Genomic DNA, 18,173 nt, shown 5'->3' on the forward strand with positions numbered 1-18,173 from the left:
CCCCTCGGGCCATCGGCGGCCCGCGTCGTCGCCGGACGTCGTGCTCTCAGTAACGCCCGAAGGCGAGGGCCACGTTGTGGCCGCCGAACCCGAATGAGTTGTTGATCGCGTAGCGGAAGTCGCCGTAGCGAGGCTCGCTCGCAACGACATCCAGATCGATCTCGGGATCGGGAGTTTCGTAATTGAGGGTCGGCGGAATGACACCATCCCGCAGTGACAGCACCGTGAGCACCGACTCGAGCGCCCCGACTGCGCCGATAGAGTGTCCCAGTGCCGATTTCGGCGCGTACACGGCGGCCCGTTCGCATCCGGCAACCCGGATGGCGTTGGCCTCTGCGGTGTCGCCGATCGGCGTCGCCGTGCCGTGTGCGTTTACGTGGTCAATGTCCTTGGCGGACAAGCCCGCCAATTCCAGCGAACGGGTCATGGCGCGGCCGGCACGCACGCCGTCCGCCGCGGGCGCCACCATGTGGAAGGCGTCCGAGGTGATGCCGGCGCCCAGCAGCCGGGCCAGGGGTTTGGCGCCGCGGGCCTTGGCGTGCTCCTCGGTCTCGATGAGCATCAGGGCCCCCGCCTCGCCGAACACGAAGCCATCGCGGTCCTTGTCGAACGGGCGTGAGGCGCGCTCGGGCTCGTCGTTGCGCGTCGACATGGCCCGCATCATCGAGAACGCCGCAATGGGCAGCGCTTCGATCGGGCCCTCGACACCACCGCAGACCGCGACCTCCGCATCACCCATGACAATCTGGCGCCAGGCGTGCGCGATGGCCTCGGATCCCGACGAACAGGCCGACACCGGGGTAATGACCCCGGCCCGAGCCCCAAGTTCGAGACCGACGACGGCGGCGGCGCCGTTGGGCATGATCATCTGAACGGCGAGCGGCGACACCTTGCGGGGGCCGCCCTCGTTCATCAGGTCATAACTCTCGACGATCCGCTCGGCGCCACCCAGGCCGGTGCCAACGACAACGCTGAACCGGTCCGGGTCGAGCTCGGGATTGCCTGCCGCCTCCCACAATTGGCCACTGAGATACTTGGCCAGCCGCTGAACGTACGACATCCGTCGCAAATCCAGCCGGCCCATGTGGTTATCGATCGGCTCCTTGAGGTGTCCACCGATCTGGACCGGCAGCTCCCATTTGGTGACGAAATCGTCTTCGAGGACGCGGATGCCGCTCTCGCCGGCCAACAAGCCCTTCCACGTGCTCTCGACGTCCGGCGCGATCGACGTCGTCGCCGCGAGGGCGGTTACCACAACATTGGGGTAACCGCCGTTAGCAGTGGAAGGCTTGGTCACTTGCTGTCCGCTTCCAGCCTCGCCTGAACATTGGCCACGGCCTCGGGGTTCTCCGACTCCAGCTTGGCGCGAAGAGCCTGGGCAGCCTCGGGGTTCTCTTCCTCGAGCTTCTGGATGTAGGAGACCACGTCGCCGACGGTGCGCAGACCGGCCAGGTCCTCGTCCGGGATCTTCACGCCGTACTTGTCCTCGGTCTGAACGGCGATCTCCACCATCGACAGCGAGTCGATGTCCAAGTCGTCAACGAACGACTTCTCCGGGGTGACCTCAGAGGGCTCGATACCGGTGACCTCTTCGATGATCTCGGCGATACCGGCGATGATTTCTTCCTGCGAAACGGCCACAGCCTTTTTCCCTTCGTAATGTGTTGTGTGCAAATCGGTTTGATGTGCTCTTATGTGGTTGTACTGGCCGGGCTGACGTCAGATGTCGGCCAGCGCGTCCAGGTCTGCGGGCGACTTGACGGCACGGACCGTCACCCCCCGAAGCTCGCGTTTGGCAATGCCGGCGAGCGTGCCCGCGGGCGGGAACTCCACGATCGCTTTGACATCGTGGTCGGCCAGCGTCTTGGTGCACAGATCCCATCGCACCGGCTGGGTCAATTGAGCGACCAGCGCCTCCATCGCCGCGGCAGCCGAGGTGACCGGCTTGCCGTCGCGGTTGGACAGCAGGGTGGCGGTGGGCTCGGAGGTCGCGATGGCCGCAGCCGCGGCGGCGTAACCCTCCAGAGCGGACGCCATGTACTTGGTGTGGAATGCGCCGGCCACCCCCAGAGCGCGCACTCGGGCCTTGGCCGGCGGGTCCTCGGCCAGCTTTTCCAGCGCGGTCAGCGTGCCGGCGGCGACGATCTGCCCGGCGGCGTTGCGGTTGGCCGGGAACAGGTCGAGCTGCTCGAGCCGGCTCAGAACCTCGGCCTCGTCTCCGCCCAGCACCGCGGACATGCCGGTCGGCTCGGCCGCGCACGCCTTGGCCATCTCGGCGCCGCGGACGGCGGCCAGCTTGACCGCGTCGTCCGGGGAGATGACGCCGGCGATCGCGTAGGCCGCGATCTCGCCGACCGAGTGGCCGGCCACGATGACGTCCGCTGAGCCGTGGTGGGAGGCCAGCAGGCCGCGTTTGGTCAGCTCCTGGTGCGCGAGCAGGGTGGCCGCGACGACCAGGGGCTGCGTCACCGCGGTATCGGTGATCTCCTCCGTGCCGGCGGTGGTGCCCAGGCGCACCAGGTCCAGGCCGCTGGCCTGGGACCACAGCGCCATCTGCTCAGCGGCGCCGGGCAGTTCCAGCCACGGCGCGAGCATCCCCTCGGTCTGCGAACCCTGTCCGGGCGCGAGTAACGCAATCACGTGTCTAAGAGAACACTGTGGAAACGGATTTAGCGGGTGTAACAGATTATGAACCTCGTCTTAGGTTTTTGTAGGGAACCCACAAAACCGCTCGACAAGCTACGTATTTGATATCGAGTCGCGATCTGTTGCCTGGATCACTAACGCGTCGACGGTGTCACAGTACCTGCCCTGACCGGCAGGGAAACCCCCGTTACCGGGTTGTTACTCACACTCGAGGCCGGGGCGGGGTAGTTGAGTTGGCCGACCGTCGCCGCTACTCGCAACACGTAGGCGTCGCGCGGCTGCGTGGGATCACGGCCGGTGAAGTCGGTGATCCGCTTCAGGCGGTACCGCACCGTGTTTGGATGAACGAACAACTTGCGAGCGCAAGCCTCGATAGCCCCGCCGCAATCTAAGTAAGCGTCAAGAGTTTCGATCAGCGTCGGCCCGGCGTCGGCCAGCGGACCCATCACATCGGTGTGCAGCGCCACGATGGCCGACGCGTCGCCCATCAGGGCGCGTTCGGGCAGCAGCTCGCGCGCCTGGACGGGCCGGGGCGCGCCACGCCAGCCGGCCACGGCGTTCATGCCCGAGATCGCTTCGCTGGCGCTGTGATAGGCCGCCGTCAGCATCGGCGCGGTAGGCCCGATGACGACCGGGCCGGGGGAGAACGCGTTCAACAGATCGCCCAGAAACTTGTCCGTCGGCGACAACTGCCCGGACACGATGGCCACCAACCAGGTGCCGTGCACGTCGGTGAGCGCCGCGCGCCCGTGCAGGGCGGCTGTGTCGCGGACGATCTGGCTGGCCCGCTCGCTGGCGCCCGCGCCGTTGGCGTTGTCGCGACCGGGCGCCGGCATTCCGACCACGACGGTCGCTGGGGCGGTGGTGTCCCAGTTGAGCGCGGCCGCCCGGGACAACAACTCGGGGCCCGTGTCACCGCGCACCACCGCGTCGACGACGCTGGCCTCCATCCGGCTGTCCCAGGTGCCCCGCGCCTCGGCCGCGTCGGCATACTCACCGGCGAAGGTGAACGCCAAGTCCCGGCTGTACTTCAGGATGCCCACCGTCAGCGCGGTCAACTGCTCCTCCGAGCGGGCCAGCAGCGGCACCACCTCCTCGAAGAACTCCATGGTCACCCGCACCATGTCCACGCTGTGCCGCAGCGCAATCCGCCGGGTCAGATCCTGGGGCACTAGTTCGAAGGCCTGCGCGGTGTAGCTGACGTTGCTGTGCGGGTCGTGCATCCACTCCACGAAGTTCACCACCGCCGTCTGCACCACCAGCGCCACGCTGGCGCGCTGGGACGCTTCCAGGTCCGCGAAGAACGGCAGCCGGTCCTGCATGGCGGTTACGGCTTCGGTGGCCAGCCGGCCCGAGTACTGCTTCAGCCGCCGCAGCAGCGAATCCGGCACCGAGTTCAGCAGCTCCAGCGGCGACCGCGGCTTGGCGAATGGGCCGGCAAAGGGATTGTCGCTCACTCCTAAAACCTACGCCTGACTTCTGGAAGTTTCTTCCAAAGCAGGCGTCGGGCGGGCCGGCGTGTGCAGCTGGCAGCCGCGAGCGTGAAGTTAGCTTCACGCTCGGCGTCGAACGTGAAGCTAACTTCACGTTCGCGCTGGGCGGCGCCGTCGGGCGACGTGGGCAGCGCCGTCACGCCCCCGGACCGGGATCGGAGGTCTGCTTCGGGGCGGCCAGCACGTCGTCGATCTTGTACTGGCGTGCCGCCGCGACCGGCACCGATGGGTCGATCTCGCCATCGCGCGCCAGCGCCTCCAGCACAGCTACCACCTGGGACTCGGCGTCGGTGTTGAAGTAGCGCCGGGCCGCGGGCCGGGTGTCGGAGAAGCCGAAGCCATCGGTCCCCAGTGTGACGTAGCTGGTCGGCACCCACGGCCGGATCAGCTCGGGCACTGCACGCATCCAGTCCGACACCGCGATTACCGGGCCCTCGATGCCCGCCAGCGCCTGGGCGACGTACGGCGGGGTGACGGGCCGATCGGGGTGGCGCAGCTGTTCGCGCTGGGCGGCGACCCCATCGCGGTTGAGTTCGCTCCAACTCGTCACCGACCACACATCGGCGGCGACGTCCCACTCGGCGGCCAGCATCTCGGCCGCCTTCAACGCCGCCGGCACCGCGATGCCGGAGGCCAGGATCTGCGCTTTGTTGGTGCGCTGCTCGGTGGCCGTGCGGAACCGATACATGCCGCGCAGCAGGCCGTCGGGATCGAAGTTCTCCGGCTCCGGCGGCTGCACGTACGGCTCGTTGTACACCGTGATGTAGAAGTACACGTTCTCCGGGTTCTCGCCGAACATCCGGGCCAGACCGCTCTCGACGATGTAGGCGATTTCGAACGCGAACGCCGGGTCGTAGGAGATCACGGCGGGATTGGTGGCGGCCAGCAGCAGCGAGTGCCCGTCGGCGTGCTGCAGCCCCTCGCCGGTCAGGGTGGTGCGGCCCGCGGTGGCGCCCAGCACGAAGCCGCGGGCCATCTGGTCGGCCGCGGCCCACAGGCTGTCGCCGGTGCGCTGGAACCCGAACATCGAATAGAAGATGTAGATCGGGATCATCGGCTCGTTGTGCGTCGCGTACGAGGTGCCCGCCGCAGTGAACGACGCCGTCGAGCCCGCCTCGTTGATGCCCTCGTGCAGTATCTGGCCGACTTCACTTTCCTTGTACGCCAACATCAATTCGGCGTCGACGGCGGTGTAGAGCTGGCCGTTGCGGTTGTAGATCTTCAACGACGGGAACCACGAGTCCATCCCGAAGGTGCGGGCCTCGTCGGGAATGATCGGCACGATCCGCGGACCGATTTCCTTGTCCCGCAACACTTCCTTGAAGGTGCGCACGATCGCCATCGTGGTGGCGACTTCCTGGTTCCCCGATCCCTTCTTCAGCGGGGCATAGATCTCACGCGCAGGCTGCTTGAGCGCCCTGGTCTTGGTGCGACGCTCGGGCACGAAACCGCCGAGGGTGCGGCGCCGATCCAGCATGTAGCGGATCTCCGGGGCGTCCGGACCAGGGTGGTAATACGGCGGCAGGTAGGCGTCCTCTTCCAGCTGGGCGTCACTGACCGGGATCCGCATGGCGTCGCGGAAGTCTTTGAGGTCTTGCAGCGCAAGCTTTTTCATCTGATGGGTGGCGTTACGGCCCTGGAAGTGGGCGCCCAACGAGTAGCCCTTGATGGTCTTGGCGAGGACGACCGTCGGCTGGCCCTTGTGGTCGACGGCGGCGCGGTAGGCGGCATAGACCTTGCGGTAGTCGTGCCCGCCGCGTTTGAGGTTCCAGATCTCGGAGTCGGTCATGGGCTCGACCAGTGCCTTGGTGCGCGGGTCGCGGCCGAAGAAGTGATCGCGGACGTAGGCGCCGTCATTGGCCTTATACGTCTGGTAGTCACCGTCGGGCGTGGTGTTCATCAGGTTCACCAGTGCGCCGTCGCGGTCGGCGTGCAGCAGCGCGTCCCACTCGCGGCCCCAGACCACCTTGATGACGTTCCAGCCGGCGCCGCGGAAGAACGACTCCAGCTCCTGGATGATCTTGCCGTTGCCGCGCACCGGGCCGTCGAGACGCTGCAGATTGCAGTTGATCACGAAGGTCAGGTTGTCCAGCGCCTCGTTGGCAGCCACCTGGATCAGTCCGCGGCTCTCCGGCTCGTCCATCTCGCCGTCGCCGAGGAACGCCCATACGTGCTGATCCGAGGTGTCCTTGATGCCGCGGTCGTGCAGGTAGTGGTTGAACCGAGCCTGGTAGATCGCGTTCATCGGGCCCAGGCCCATCGACACCGTCGGGAATTCCCAGAAGTTGTGCATCAGCCGGGGATGCGGGTAGGACGGCAACCCCCCGCCGGGGTGGCTGTGCTCCTGGCGGAAGCCGTCGAGCTGGTCGGCGGACAGCCGCCCTTCCAGGAAGGCGCGTGCGTAGATGCCGGGGGAGGCGTGGCCCTGGATGAAGACCTGGTCGCCGCCGCCCGGATGCGTCTTGCCCCGGAAGAAGTGGTTGAAGCCGACCTCATAGAGCGCCGCCGACGACGCATACGTCGAAATGTGGCCGCCCACACCGATTCCCGGACGTTGGGCGCGATGCACCATGATGGCGGCGTTCCATCTGATCCAGGCTCGGTAGCGGCGTTCGACATCCTCGTCGCCGGGGAACCACGGCTCCAACTCGGTGGGGATGGTGTTGACGTAATCGGTCGACGTCAGCGCCGGGATGGCCACCCGCTGTTCGCCGGCGCGTTCTAGCAACCGCAACATCAGGTACCGAGCGCGTGCCGGCCCCGACCGCTCGAGCAGGTCGTCGAAGGACTCCAACCACTCCGAGGTTTCCTCGGGATCGATGTCGGGCAGGTACGACGCCACGCCCTCGCGGATAACGCGGACGCGATCGGGTTCGCTTCCATTGCTTGGGGTTTTAGCCAGATCGTGGCGGGCGAACTCGGTCGTCAACTTCCGCTCCTGTTGTCGGCGGTAGGGCCTGTGGGTGTTGGTCTTTCTATCGTGCCGTACCGGCGCCTCGGGCGGGTAGGCGCAACCCGTCCTGACTACGAAGGTTCACCTGCCGACACGCAACGTCGATGAGTGCAGGGCGTCAGCAACCGGCACCCGGTAACGTCACAACCTGTGCTCATCGGATGGAGAGTCGTCCCTCGCACGCACGGGGGGAAGCTGCCCAAGCGGGGCGCGCTGGCGCTCGGGTGCACTGCGGCCGTACTGATGGGCATCGTCGGATGTACCACCGTCACCAACGGCACCGCGAAGCCCGACACGAAGGTCGCGCCGGCCTACCGGCAGTCGGTGTCGTCGTCGGTGTCCGCCTCGATCGCGACGTCGAGCATTCGTGAATCCCAGCGCCAACAGTCCCTGACGACCAAGGCGGTGCGTGGCAGCTGCGACTCGCTGGCCACCACCAGCAAGGAAGCGATCGACAAGGTGAATGCCTACGTCGGGGCGTTCAACGCTGGCCGCAGCACCGGCCCGTTCGAGGGGCCGGCCATCGACGCGCTGAACAACAGCGCCTCGACGGTGAGCAACAGCTTCAACGACGCTCTGTCCGCGCAGCTCAAGGACGCATTCAACGCCTACATCGACGCGGCGCACGGGGTAGCGAACGCGATCGGCACGCACGCGGGGACCGGCGAATTCAACCGGCGGGTCGATCAGCTCAACGACACCAAGACCAAGGCGCTCAAATTGTGTCTGGCGTCCTTCTGAGGCGGAGTGTCGACGGGGTTCTGGCTGTGCGACGATAATCCCCAATCGCATGGCGCGACGGTTGTGCTGTTAAGGAGGCTCCACGGTGGTCGCGGCGGATGACGCCTCGAACTACGCTCGCAAACTGGGCGTCCAACGAGACCAGGTAGTCCAGGAGTTCGGGTGGGACGAGGACACCGACGACAACATTCGCGCCGCGGTTGAGGAAGCCTGCGGCTCCGAGCTACTCGACGAAGACACCGACGAGGTGGTCGACGTCGTCTTGCTGTGGTGGCGCGACGGCGACGGCGACTTGGTCGACACGCTGATGGATGCCATCAGTCCGCTCGCCGAAGACGGCGTGATTTGGGTGTTGACGCCCAAGACCGGCAAGCCCGGCCACGTCTTGCCCGCCGAAATCGCCGAGGCGGCACCGACCGCCGGCCTGATGCCGACCTCGTCGGTCAACCTGGGGGATTGGAGCGCCAGCCGCCTGGTGCAGCCGAAGTCGCGCGCCGGGAAGCGTTGATGCTGCGGGTCGGCACGACCGCTCCCGATTTCACCCTGCGCGACCAGAACCAGCAGCCCATCACGCTGAGCAGCTTTCGCGGCGACAAGAACGTTCTGCTGGTGTTTTTCCCGTTGGCGTTCACCAAGATCTGCCAGGGCGAGCTGGACCAGCTGCGCGATCAGCTGCCGCGCTTCGACAACGACAACAGCGTGGCCCTGGCGATCTCCGTCGGCCCGCCGCCCACGCACAAGGTGTGGGCCGCCCAGAGCGGGTTCACCTTCCCGGTGCTCTCGGATTTCTGGCCGCACGGCCAGGTCAGTCAGGCCTTCGGCGTGTTCAATGACGGCGCCGGCTATCCGAATCGCGGCACCTTCGTCGTGGACCGGTCCGGGATCATCCGCTTCGCCGAGATGAAGGAGCCCGGGGAGGCTCGCGATCAGCAACTGTGGACCGATGCGCTGGAGGCTGTGCGAGTCTGACGGTTTGGGGTCCTGGCCGCCGGGCGTGTAGCCTGCGGCGGGTCCGTTTGGTTTTGAGGGCGCGTAGCTCAGTGGTAGAGCACTGGTTTTACACACCAGCGGTCGGCGGTTCGATACCGTCCGCGCCCACCAGAATTTTGGTCGGGGATTAGCCGGGTGTTCTCCTAGGTTCGGTGCCACACTGTCGCCGTGACCGTTGACAAGTCGCCGCTGGTCCTGTTGCATCCCGCGACGAGTTCCGGGCGCGTGTGGCGGGAGCTCGAGCCCATGCTGTCCGGCTATCACGAACTAGACACGCCGACGTTGGTCGGGCACCGTGGCGGGCCGGTGCCACAGCGTCGCCCGGTGACATCCCGCGACATCGTTGACTCCGCGGAGGCTTACCTTGATGCGCACGGCCTGGATCGGCCCCATCGCGTTGGAAATTCAGGCGGCGGCTCGGTGGCGATCGAATTGGCCCGCCGAGGGCGCGCAGCCTCGGTATGCGCGCTGTCGCCGGGCGGACTCTGGTCGGACAATCACGGTGCTGCCGCGCGCCGGGTTCATCGACTCATTCGCATCGGCGGTGTGACGGTTCGCCTACTAAACCCGGTGGCACCGCTCCTGCTTAAGACGGCTGCGGGCCGTCGCTTTATGTTGCGTCAGTTCGTGTGTCATGGCGATCGGCTCAGCGCTGAACGAGCCCGCGAGCTGTACTTCGAAGACGCGATGGCCTGCACGATCATGGAGGACGCGGCGGGTTGAGATGACGCGGCCGAGCCCCCCGAGCCGCTGCTGTGTCCAATCACTTTGGCGTGGTCGGAATTTGACCGACTCGTACCGGTCGAACCATACGGACGGATGGCACGCGAATTGCTGCCCGCCGCGACGTGGACTGTTCTGCCCGGCGTCGGTCCCAATCCGATGTCGACGATCCGGCGCTGGTGGCTCGGACGATTAGCCGCCGAACGACCGGTCTTCGCCACAACCCTGCGGGCCCGACGATCGAAGGTCCAGGAGGCGCTGCTTCTGTGCGCTGAATTCTTCGTCGTTCAGAATTCCGCGGTCGCGAAGTGTGCCGAGTTCACGCAGCAGGTCAGCGAGTTCGTACACCTCGGCGGTGATCCCGAGGCTGCGGGCCCTCGACGACGCGCTCTGCCCTGCCGGGTGCACAGCAGCGGCTGTTCCGGTGCGCGCGCGTCCGACAGGGCTGACACCGCCGCCGAGCAGGCGCCCGGCGGTGCTTGCCAGTGACATCTCACCGATCACGCTCGCGGGGTCAGCGGATAGCGTTGCGCGAGCAATGCCGACGCCGGCGGGAGGCAACGTCGCCGCGGCCAGCCTGAAGGTGGGCGCCGCGGCAGCCCAGGCCGGCGGCACGGACAAGGCCCCGACCGAGACCGCACGGCCCACACTCGGCGCGTCCGCCGGCGTTACTGCCGCTAAACCCTTCAAATGGCTCAGCACGCGGTGCTCCATGCCGACCATCTGACCGCTGAACGCGCCCAGGTCACTGTGAATGTCGTGGGCAAGGGTCAAGATCTGGCCGTCGCCGTCCGATGCGGATGCCCACGCCCCTGAGGCCGTGCTCAGCTCCGAAAGTCCCAAACCTAAACTCGCGGGTTCGATTGCGGTCGACGGCGACACCAGACCCAAGTTCTGCAAAGCCGGCAGGATTCCGCTCGCCGATGCTGCGGCGGTGGCCTGGGCGCCCGTCCCGGTGAGGGCGGCGACCTGGCCGCCCGTCCCGGTGAAGGTGGCGCTTTGCGGCGGTGGCGTGAACGGAGTCAGGGTTGTTGCCGACGCCGACATGCCCGCATAGTTATACATCGCGACCGCGTCCTGGGCCCACATTTCGGCGTAGCGACTCTCGGTGGCCGCGATCGCAGCGGAGTTCTGCCCTAGGAAGTTCGTCGTCACCTGGGCCCGCAGCAGTGCACGATTGGCCGCGATATCCGCCGGGGGAACCGTTGCTGCGAATGCTGCTTCGTAGGCGGCGGCCGCCGCTTTGGCCTGGGTGGCAGTCTGCTGGGCCTGCGCGGCGGCAGTACTCATCCACGCCACGTAGGCGTCGGCTGTGGCGGCCATCGACGCCGACGCCCGACCCAACCATGGTCCACTGGTCAGCATCGAGATCGTCGCCGCGTACGAACAAGCCGCTGCGTCCAAGTCGGAGGCCAATTCGTCCCAGGCCGCTGCGGCGGCCATCATCGGCTCCGAGCCGGGGCCTGCATAGATGCGCGCGGAATTTACTTCCGGCGGTAATATCCCAAAATCCATTGCGAGACAACCTCCTAACTGATGGCACGTGCTGGCGCGTACTGGCCGCGGGAAACCGCTGCCCGCACTCTGCGCGGAATGATCGGCGGGCGAATATTTCTCGTCAGTGACGAGGGCCTGTCTCCAGACGCGCGAGATGTTTTGCTGCGCAACCAATAAATCCGCCGCGAAGCGCCACGCTGTCTGGCGTCCATACCGCGGGCCGGGATGTGACATTCGTCCGCATAGGTACCGACGCGAGCGGGATCCGGCTGAAATTCATGGCTCGCAATCATCCTTTCCATGCGTCTTGCTTAAAGCGTGCTGTGCGCGCCAATGCCGTTAGCAAGACGTCGCCCGGGTGGGCGCGCCACACCAAACATCCAGTGCGCAAATACATTGCTCTTCCGCGGCGTCGCAATGTTGTGTGTCGGCGCTTGCACACATGTTGGTTTATTCCGACGTCTGAGCGCATCCATGCCAGCTGCTATCAGGCAGCGGTACCTAAAGGGTGGGTGCTAGCACCCAGAGCGCCAGGTGCGGAATATTCCGACTGAGCGCAGGAAGGAATTAACGGGGGCAGCGACAACCGGTGTCGATCACGTCGGTCCCGGTTTGCTGCGCCAGCAACGCTAACGGTCGCGCTATCAGTCGGATCCGTATTGGCTGGCAATGGGCGTGGGGCACACCTCGTTACTGTCGGTACCGTGGGGCGCGAAAGGAGCGCTATCTAGGTGCAGGCGGGTGTGCGTGTCGTCGTCGCAGACGACGACGTCTTACTGCGGGAAGGAGTGGCCAGCCTGCTGGCTGGCTCCGGCTACAACGTCGTCGGTCGGGTCGGTGATGCCACGAGCCTTCTTGACGTGGTGCGTGCCGAAAAGCCCGACCTGGCCATCGTCGACATCCGGATGCCGCCCACCTACACCACCGACGGCCTCGATGCCGCGATGACCATTCGCCAAGAGGTTCCCACGGTGGGGCTCGTCATTCTGTCGGCGCACGTCGACGTTGAACAAGCGATGCAACTTTTGGTCAACGGCCGCAGTGCTGGTTACTTGCTGAAAACCCGGGTCACAGATGTCGGTGAATTCCTCGACACCGTTGCCCGCATCGCCGACGGAGCGTGCGTCATCGACCCAGCGCTTGTCCAGGAGCTGGTCGACGCGCGCAAGCAGAACGATCCGCTGGCAGTGCTGAGCCCGCGAGAGAGGCAAGTGCTTGCCCTCATGGCGGAGGGTCGCTCAAACGTTGGCATCGCCCGACGGCTATGGGTGACCGAGAGCACGGTCGAAAAACATGTTCGCAGCATCATGGGCAAGTTGGACCTACAGGAAACCTCCGACGATCACCGACGCGTTCGTGCTGTAATCACCTTCCTCGAAGCACGCTGATCGGTCCGGGGGTGAGCTGTGGCAGTGACCAAAACTGAGCATCGATCCGATGCCTGGTTGGGAGCGCTGCTGCTGTCCGGGAAACCATCGCCTGAATGGTTGGGTCTCGCGATGGCAGTCGGCTGCGTGGTGGCGGAGACCGCGGTGGTGCTGCTACTCAAAATGCTCGTCCCTGACAACGCCTTCGGAGTGCTCTACCTGATCGGCATTCTGATCGTCGCATCACGCTGGGGCCCCGGACTGGCGGTGCTGACAGCCGTGCTGAGCGCCATCGCTTACAACGACTTTAGGAGCTGGCCGGACTATGGCGTGGCGCTGATCCAGCCGCAGTCCTGGGCCGTGCTATTTGTCTTTGTCGTGGTCGGGCTTGTGGCACAAACCTTGGCGCGCACCGCACGAGCGCGTGCCGCCGCCGCCGAAGAGCGCAGACAGGAAGCCGAGGCAAGCCGTGAAGCGCTCCGGGTTCTGGCCGAACAGCAGGCAGCGCTGCGGCGGGTTGCGACACTAGTGGCCAGTGGGGTCCCCGCCGACGAAATCTTCCCGGCTGTCACGCGCGAGCTGGCCAGATCACTCGGTGTTGCCAACGCAGCCCTTTGGCGTTACGAAACGGACGGCACCGCAACCCTTCTCGCCGCGTGCAACGATCCAACGCAGACGGACCAGATGCCCATCGGAAGTTGCTGGAAGCTGGAAGGTGAAAACATCGCCGCGATGGTAGCCGCTGCTGGTCAACCCGCTCGCATGGACAGTCATGAAGCAGCCCGCGGCGACGTGGCAGCGCTTATCCGCCGCCTGGGGTTACGCGGCGGTGCGGGCGCGCCGATCATCGTCCAGGGCCGGCTGTGGGGGGTCGCGGTTGTCGGCTGTGGCCCGACCGAGCCGCTGCCCCCCGACGCCGAGCAGCGGGTCGGTGAGTTCACCGAACTCGTCGCGACCGCCATCGCCAACGCTGAAGCGCGGGCCGCACTGAGCGCCTCACGCGCGCGCATTGTCACAGCAGCCGATCAGGCCCGTCGCCGGATCGAGCGGGATTTGCACGACGGAGCCCAACAGCGGCTGGTGTCGCTCACACTCCAACTCCGGTCCATCGAAGCCCAAGTGCCATCCGAACTCGGTTCCGTCAAGCGCCAAATCGGCGAGGCAGTCGCTGGTCTGGCCGAGGCATCGAATGACCTGCGAGAACTTGCCCGAGGGATCCATCCAGCGATCCTGTCCCGAGGCGGGCTGGGTCCGGCGCTGAAAGTACTCGCTCGCCGCTGCACCATTCCGGTCGCACTTCAGCTGAGCCTCGAGGGAGACATTTCGGAGTCAGCCGGCGTCGTGGCGTATTACGTTGTTGCAGAGGCAATCACTAACGCGGTCCGTCACGCGCACGCCACAGCCATCAATATCGACGCCGCAACCACGGGGTCGCACCTCGTGCTTTCAATACGCGACGATGGCGTCGGTGGCGCGGACAGCCGCAACGGGTCCGGGCTCATCGGCTTGGCCGACCGAGTCGAAGCCCTCGGGGGACACCTGCAGGTTGTCAGTCCGTTCAGCGGCGGTACCGCACTGCACGTCTCAATCCCCGTCTCTACGTCAGAGTTGGGCAAAGGCAACGTAGGAAGTCAGCTCGCCTGAATTGCGGCGCCAAGCTGCAGACGCTCCCCGTCACGATTGTGCGGTTCCTAGTCGCCACCCATCCTCTCGGGCCGTCCTCGCGCACGTGGGCGGCACGACGCGCATAAGCCAAGGATCAACCGGATCGGGCTCAGGCCACAGTGATTCGACCCCACGGCGGCCCCGAGGGGGCGGGGTAGCCGGTTTCGGGATGTCCGGAGGAGTCGGCATCGTCATTGAATGGCGGCCCTCCCGCCGAATGAGGCGCGCCGATGACACGTTTTCGCAATGCGAAAAAGAAATTCCTAAAGTGAATTCTATCTAACGAAACAGCGAACGATAGATGTACGCTCTCAATATGCCGTTGACCGACGGCAGTCCGATGGCTGCCCACATCGTCATGCCGCTGGAATATATTGGGGTGGGCGAGGTTTGCCTCGAACATCCATTCCGTTTGGTCGGCGGCATCGGCGTCTTCGTGGACGACGCCCATTACCGATGTCTCCTCAGAGAGACGGATCCGGCGGTCGCGCGAAGGCGTTTCTGCGCGGCGCGCCTTAATGACAGCCGCAGGCGATGGCACCTGGGGCATAGGTGATTATTCGAAGTCCGTTCGGGACGGACTCTTGCAGAATGGAAGTCCACTCATGTTCACCGGCATCCCCAGATTGACTGGCATTACCGGCCACGTCGGCATTCCGGCTGCCGCCATTGTGTTGCTAAGTGGTCCCGCACTGCTGGGCGCCGGCGCAGCAGCAGCCGACCCCAACGGTGACAAACATTTTCTGGATCTGCTCGCTGATCAAGGCATCCCCGCCATGGAGGGCGTGCCAAGCCTCGTCGACACAGCACACCAGGTCTGTCACGCGCTGGACAGCGGTATGTCGGCGCACCACGTGGTGGACGCGTTGGTCGACTATGCGGTGACCAACGATCCCAGCCAGCGCGAAATCGCGCCCGGCCGGCTCGCCCGCACCGAAGCGCGGTTCGTCATAGCGGCGGTGGGCGCATACTGCCCACACAACCGGGAGAAGCTCAATAGCCTCGTCACCCGCGCCGACCCCCCCACCGCGGGCTGGGTTACGCCGACGCATCCGCCGGCTACCGACATCCGGCTGGTGGGTTTCCACGCCGGTGGCGCTGCGCTCACCTCGCTGATCGGCGCGATGCCGCCCGCAGGGATAGCCGACCCGAAGCCGCCGAACCTTCCGGAACCGCCACCGGTGGCGCACCTGGAAGCACCGCCGCTTCCCGTCGTGAAACCGCCTCGACCACAGCGGCCACCGCTGCCGCAACAGGAACCCCCGCGGCCGCAACAGATCCCGGCGCCGGCGCAGGCACCCGCACCAGCGCCTAGGCCGGCCGAGCAGCCGCCCAAGCCGGCCGAGCAGCTGCCGGCGCCGCCTGAGCAGCTACCCCCGCCACCCGCGCCGGCGCCGCCGCCCCCGCCGCCACCACCGAGCACGCCACCCAAGGCACCGGGATACGTCAAGCTCGCACCCTGACCCGAGTCCGACGGGGCGATTGACGGTCGATTCGTGCTCGCCGGCACGATGAGTGCGTGAAGCAGTTTCGAATCGACGTTCCCGACGATGTCCTCGACGATCTGCGGTCGCGCCTCGCCCACACTCGATGGCCCGAATCCGAAACTGTCGATGACTGGAGCCAGGGCATGCCCCTGGCGTACACCCGTGAGCTGGCCGACTATTGGGCCAACCAGTACGAGTGGCGGCCGCGTGAAGCCGCGCTGAACCGCTTCGACCAGTTCATCACCGACATCGATGGGCTGGACATCCATTTCATCCACCAACGATCTCCGCACCAAGACGCCTTCCCGCTGGTCATCACGCACGGCTGGCCCGGCTCAATTGTCGAGTTCCACAAGGTGATTGAGCCGCTGACGAACCCGGCATCCGGACGCGCCCAGGACGCTTTCCACGTCGTGTGCCCGTCGCTTCCCGGCTACGGCTTCTCCGGCAAGCCCAGCCGCACCGGCTGGGGCGTGGAGAAGACGGCCGAGGCCTGGGAGCAGCTCATGGGGTGCCTCGGCTACGACCGCTACGGCGCGCAAGGCGGTGACTGGGGTGCGGCGGTCACCACGCAAATCGGTCGAAACGGCGGCCACTGCGCGGGCATTCACCTGAACATGCCCATCGGGTTGCCGGGCAACCTGGACCACCCGACCGAACAGGAGAAGGCGGCGTTGGCCGCGATGGCCAACCACCGCAAGTGGGGCACTGGTTATTCCAAGCAGCAGTCCACCCGACCCCAGACCCTGGGCTACGGCCTGGCCGATTCACCGGTGGGCCAGCTGGCCTGGATCGTCGAGAAGTTCTGGGACTGGGCCGATTGCGACGGACACCCCGAGAACGCGGTCAGCAGAGACGAGCTGCTGGACAACGTGATGGTGTACTGGGTCACCAACACCGCCGCATCGTCGGCGCGCATGTACTGGGAGAGCTTCCACGTCTGGGGTGGCGGCGGCCGCGTCGAAGTACCTACCGGCGTAGCCGCTTTTCCCGGCGAGCTGTTGAAGTCGCCACGGTCATGGTGCGAGGCCAGCTACAACATCACGCATTGGACCGACATGCCGCGCGGTGGGCATTTCGCCGCGTTCGAGCAGCCCGAGTTATTCGTCGAGGACATGCGCGCTTTCTTCGCCACCCTGCGCTAAGCGTTCAGCTGGGCGGGGCGAAGAACTCCAGCGCGATGCCGTCGGGGTCACGGAAACTCAAACCCGAGCCGTACGACTCGTCGACGATACCGCCGTGCGCGATGCCCAGTTCGTCGAGCCGTCTGACCCAGCTCTCCAACTCGGCGCGATTTGCGCAGCCGAAGCCGACGTGATCGAGGCCGACGCGGTGTTCGCTGAATTTCTCGTCGGGCGCCGGCTCGTCGTGCTGATGGATGCCGAAGATCGTGCCGCCGTCGAGGAACCACACCTGGTGTCGAAAGCCGGCATCGGTGTGTTCGTCGAAGGCCGGATCGTCGCCGAGGAGATCGCGATACCAGGGGCCGCTGACCTTGAGATCGCGCACCGTGACCGCAACATGATTGAGAGCAGGAAAAGGCATGCCGCCCACGGTAGTGCGCCTGCAGTGGTGCGCGGCGGGAGACCCGACTAGACGATCCGCCGGCCGCGACGGGCCCGGAATCGCATGTCCCACAAATACATCCGGTAGCCAACAAGCCACACGCGGTGTGGAATGACCAGATCGGCCAGCCGCAATGCGGATAGCAACCAGCCGAACCGGCGTTGCTGACCCCGCGACCAGCCCAGTTGCATCATCGCCCGAAATTCGGGCGCCAGAAAGCCCGTCGTGGCAAACAAATTGAACGGACCCACCAGCGTACGCAACGGCGACGGCAGAAACGCCATGGCGGCCACGCCGCGCAGATGCTCACGCACCGGTGGGTCGATATGCAGCTCGTCGAGCGACCGCTTCCAATACTCGTCGAAGGCGACCCGATCCGGCGGCCACATACGCTCGGGCACCTGCAGGGTGGTGCCCAGCCGCTTGGCGTCGCGATAGACCGCGTCGGCGCTGGCCTCCTCGAGCTGTCCGTGCAGAAACTCGTGCTGATCCACGAAATAGCGGTACAGGCACGCGGCCACCCACAGCTGCAGTTTCGGGTCAAAGGCGTTGTAGGACACCGGGCTGGACGACGTGGACCGCACCTGGCGATGCACGACGTCGACCGCCTGGCGGATCATCGTGCGATCCGCCTCGGTCCCGATGGTCGCGACCGCGAGGTAGGTGCCGGTAGTCCGGGCCCGCTTGAACGGGTGCTTGTAGACGTTGCCGCTGTCCACCGGGCTCTCCAAAACGCCGTAGCCCACGCCCGGCAGGGACAGCTGCATGATCACGTTCGCCGCAGGCAGCAGTGGTGACGCGGCATTCAGCAGGTCGGCGACCCGAGTTGCCGACCGCTTCATCGCGCTTGTTGCCCCATGGGATCGAGTATGACCACGAATCGACCGCTCAGACGTTAGTTGCGCGGGAAAAGTGGGCAGTCGCAGAACCATGGGCACACTCGATACCTCCGTGCTGCTGTGGTGGGTCCTGGGCACTATCGCCGTCGTGGCGGCGGTGCTGATCGTGGTGTCGCTGGCCTAGCGGGACCGGCAGCCGCGCATGT

The 18,173-nt window shown here is 65.9% G+C and carries 17 protein-coding genes and 1 tRNA gene; 9 read left to right on the top strand and 9 right to left on the bottom strand.

Going from position 1 to position 18,173, the window contains the following annotated elements:
* Nucleotides 1-46: 46 nt before the first annotated feature.
* The 5 genes from kasA to aceE form a co-directional block, all read right to left on the bottom strand.
* Nucleotides 47-1,297 (bottom strand): 3-oxoacyl-ACP synthase KasA, encoded by a 1,251-nt coding sequence (gene kasA, locus G6N33_RS22470; RefSeq protein ID WP_044506663.1) that lies wholly within the window; start codon nucleotides 1,295-1,297, stop codon nucleotides 47-49.
* Complete coding sequence (gene acpM, locus G6N33_RS22475; protein ID WP_044506662.1) at nucleotides 1,294-1,641, bottom strand: meromycolate extension acyl carrier protein AcpM; 348 nt, start codon at nucleotides 1,639-1,641, stop codon at nucleotides 1,294-1,296. The genes kasA and acpM overlap by 4 nt, the downstream gene beginning before the upstream one ends.
* 78 nt (nucleotides 1,642-1,719) lie before the next feature.
* On the bottom strand, nucleotides 1,720-2,640 hold the full coding sequence (locus G6N33_RS22480) for an ACP S-malonyltransferase (protein ID WP_044506660.1): 921 nt from the start codon (nucleotides 2,638-2,640) through the stop codon (nucleotides 1,720-1,722).
* A 140-nt stretch (nucleotides 2,641-2,780) separates the two neighbouring features.
* Complete coding sequence (locus G6N33_RS22485) at nucleotides 2,781-4,103, bottom strand: PucR family transcriptional regulator (RefSeq protein ID WP_044506659.1); 1,323 nt, start codon at nucleotides 4,101-4,103, stop codon at nucleotides 2,781-2,783.
* A 172-nt stretch (nucleotides 4,104-4,275) separates the two neighbouring features.
* Entirely contained in the window at nucleotides 4,276-7,068 is a 2,793-nt protein-coding gene (gene aceE, locus G6N33_RS22490; RefSeq protein ID WP_044506657.1) for a pyruvate dehydrogenase (acetyl-transferring), homodimeric type, read from the bottom strand.
* A gap of 174 nt (nucleotides 7,069-7,242) precedes the next feature.
* On the opposite strand from aceE, the gene G6N33_RS22495 reads away from it, so the two are divergent.
* The 5 genes from G6N33_RS22495 (at nucleotide 7,243) to G6N33_RS22515 (ending at nucleotide 9,546) form a co-directional block, all read left to right on the top strand.
* Entirely contained in the window at nucleotides 7,243-7,833 is a 591-nt protein-coding gene (locus G6N33_RS22495; protein ID WP_044511996.1) for a hypothetical protein, read from the top strand.
* 85 nt (nucleotides 7,834-7,918) lie between these two features.
* Nucleotides 7,919-8,341 (top strand): DUF3052 domain-containing protein, encoded by a 423-nt coding sequence (locus G6N33_RS22500; RefSeq protein WP_044506655.1) that lies wholly within the window; start codon nucleotides 7,919-7,921, stop codon nucleotides 8,339-8,341.
* Nucleotides 8,341-8,802: a peroxiredoxin gene (locus G6N33_RS22505; protein WP_044506653.1), complete on the top strand. Its 462-nt coding sequence runs from the start codon at nucleotides 8,341-8,343 to the stop codon at nucleotides 8,800-8,802. The genes G6N33_RS22500 and G6N33_RS22505 overlap by 1 nt, the downstream gene beginning before the upstream one ends.
* 57 nt (nucleotides 8,803-8,859) lie before the next feature.
* Nucleotides 8,860-8,934: transfer RNA gene (locus G6N33_RS22510), tRNA-Val, on the top strand.
* A gap of 57 nt (nucleotides 8,935-8,991) precedes the next feature.
* On the top strand, nucleotides 8,992-9,546 hold the full coding sequence (locus tag G6N33_RS22515; protein WP_049918955.1) for an alpha/beta fold hydrolase: 555 nt from the start codon (nucleotides 8,992-8,994) through the stop codon (nucleotides 9,544-9,546).
* 192 nt (nucleotides 9,547-9,738) lie between these two features.
* Here the strand turns inward: G6N33_RS22515 and G6N33_RS22520 are convergent, their stop codons facing one another.
* Nucleotides 9,739-11,061: a PPE family protein, SVP subgroup gene (locus tag G6N33_RS22520; RefSeq protein WP_044506651.1), complete on the bottom strand. Its 1,323-nt coding sequence runs from the start codon at nucleotides 11,059-11,061 to the stop codon at nucleotides 9,739-9,741.
* A 713-nt stretch (nucleotides 11,062-11,774) separates the two neighbouring features.
* Between G6N33_RS22520 and G6N33_RS22525 the strand changes: the two genes are divergently transcribed.
* On the top strand, nucleotides 11,775-12,431 hold the full coding sequence (locus G6N33_RS22525) for a response regulator (RefSeq protein WP_044506650.1): 657 nt from the start codon (nucleotides 11,775-11,777) through the stop codon (nucleotides 12,429-12,431).
* A 57-nt stretch (nucleotides 12,432-12,488) separates the two neighbouring features.
* Nucleotides 12,489-14,054: a sensor histidine kinase gene (locus G6N33_RS22530; protein ID WP_331271331.1), complete on the top strand. Its 1,566-nt coding sequence runs from the start codon at nucleotides 12,489-12,491 to the stop codon at nucleotides 14,052-14,054.
* A gap of 130 nt (nucleotides 14,055-14,184) precedes the next feature.
* On the opposite strand, the gene G6N33_RS22535 is transcribed toward G6N33_RS22530, so the two are convergent.
* Entirely contained in the window at nucleotides 14,185-14,526 is a 342-nt protein-coding gene (locus tag G6N33_RS22535) for a hypothetical protein (RefSeq protein WP_155945886.1), read from the bottom strand.
* A 154-nt stretch (nucleotides 14,527-14,680) separates the two neighbouring features.
* Between G6N33_RS22535 and G6N33_RS22540 the strand changes: the two genes are divergently transcribed.
* Both G6N33_RS22540 and G6N33_RS22545 read left to right on the top strand, forming a co-directional pair.
* Complete coding sequence (locus G6N33_RS22540; RefSeq protein WP_163771621.1) at nucleotides 14,681-15,538, top strand: DUF732 domain-containing protein; 858 nt, start codon at nucleotides 14,681-14,683, stop codon at nucleotides 15,536-15,538.
* 56 nt (nucleotides 15,539-15,594) lie between these two features.
* Nucleotides 15,595-16,707, top strand: a complete 1,113-nt coding sequence (locus G6N33_RS22545) for an epoxide hydrolase family protein (protein WP_044506646.1) — start codon at nucleotides 15,595-15,597, stop codon at nucleotides 16,705-16,707.
* Nucleotides 16,708-16,711: 4 nt separating this feature from the next.
* Here G6N33_RS22545 and G6N33_RS22550 read toward each other — a convergent pair whose 3' ends face one another.
* Together G6N33_RS22550 and G6N33_RS22555 are read right to left on the bottom strand one after the other, a co-directional pair.
* The gene (locus tag G6N33_RS22550) at nucleotides 16,712-17,107 is read right to left on the bottom strand and encodes a VOC family protein (protein WP_044511993.1); all 396 of its coding nucleotides are present in this window, start codon (nucleotides 17,105-17,107) and stop codon (nucleotides 16,712-16,714) included.
* A 47-nt stretch (nucleotides 17,108-17,154) separates the two neighbouring features.
* Nucleotides 17,155-17,970 carry an oxygenase MpaB family protein gene (locus G6N33_RS22555; RefSeq protein WP_044506644.1) on the bottom strand — a complete coding sequence of 272 codons (816 nt, stop codon included), beginning with the start codon at nucleotides 17,968-17,970 and terminating at the stop codon, nucleotides 17,155-17,157.
* Nucleotides 17,971-18,173 lie beyond the last annotated feature (203 nt).

It is taken from the genome of Mycobacterium simiae (assembly GCF_010727605.1).
GTDB classification, from domain to species: Bacteria; Actinomycetota; Actinomycetes; order Mycobacteriales; family Mycobacteriaceae; genus Mycobacterium; species Mycobacterium simiae.

Coding starts and splice junctions, on each gene's coding strand:
- G6N33_RS22505 (WP_044506653.1), top strand. CDS start 8,341: ATGCTGCGGGTCGGCACGACCGCTCCCGATTTCACCCTGCGCGACCAG.
- G6N33_RS22520 (WP_044506651.1), bottom strand. CDS start 11,061: ATGGATTTTGGGATATTACCGCCGGAAGTAAATTCCGCGCGCATCTAT.
- G6N33_RS22535 (WP_155945886.1), bottom strand. CDS start 14,526: ATGGGCGTCGTCCACGAAGACGCCGATGCCGCCGACCAAACGGAATGG.
- G6N33_RS22540 (WP_163771621.1), top strand. CDS start 14,681: ATGTTCACCGGCATCCCCAGATTGACTGGCATTACCGGCCACGTCGGC.
- G6N33_RS22550 (WP_044511993.1), bottom strand. CDS start 17,107: ATGCCTTTTCCTGCTCTCAATCATGTTGCGGTCACGGTGCGCGATCTC.
- G6N33_RS22555 (WP_044506644.1), bottom strand. CDS start 17,970: ATGAAGCGGTCGGCAACTCGGGTCGCCGACCTGCTGAATGCCGCGTCA.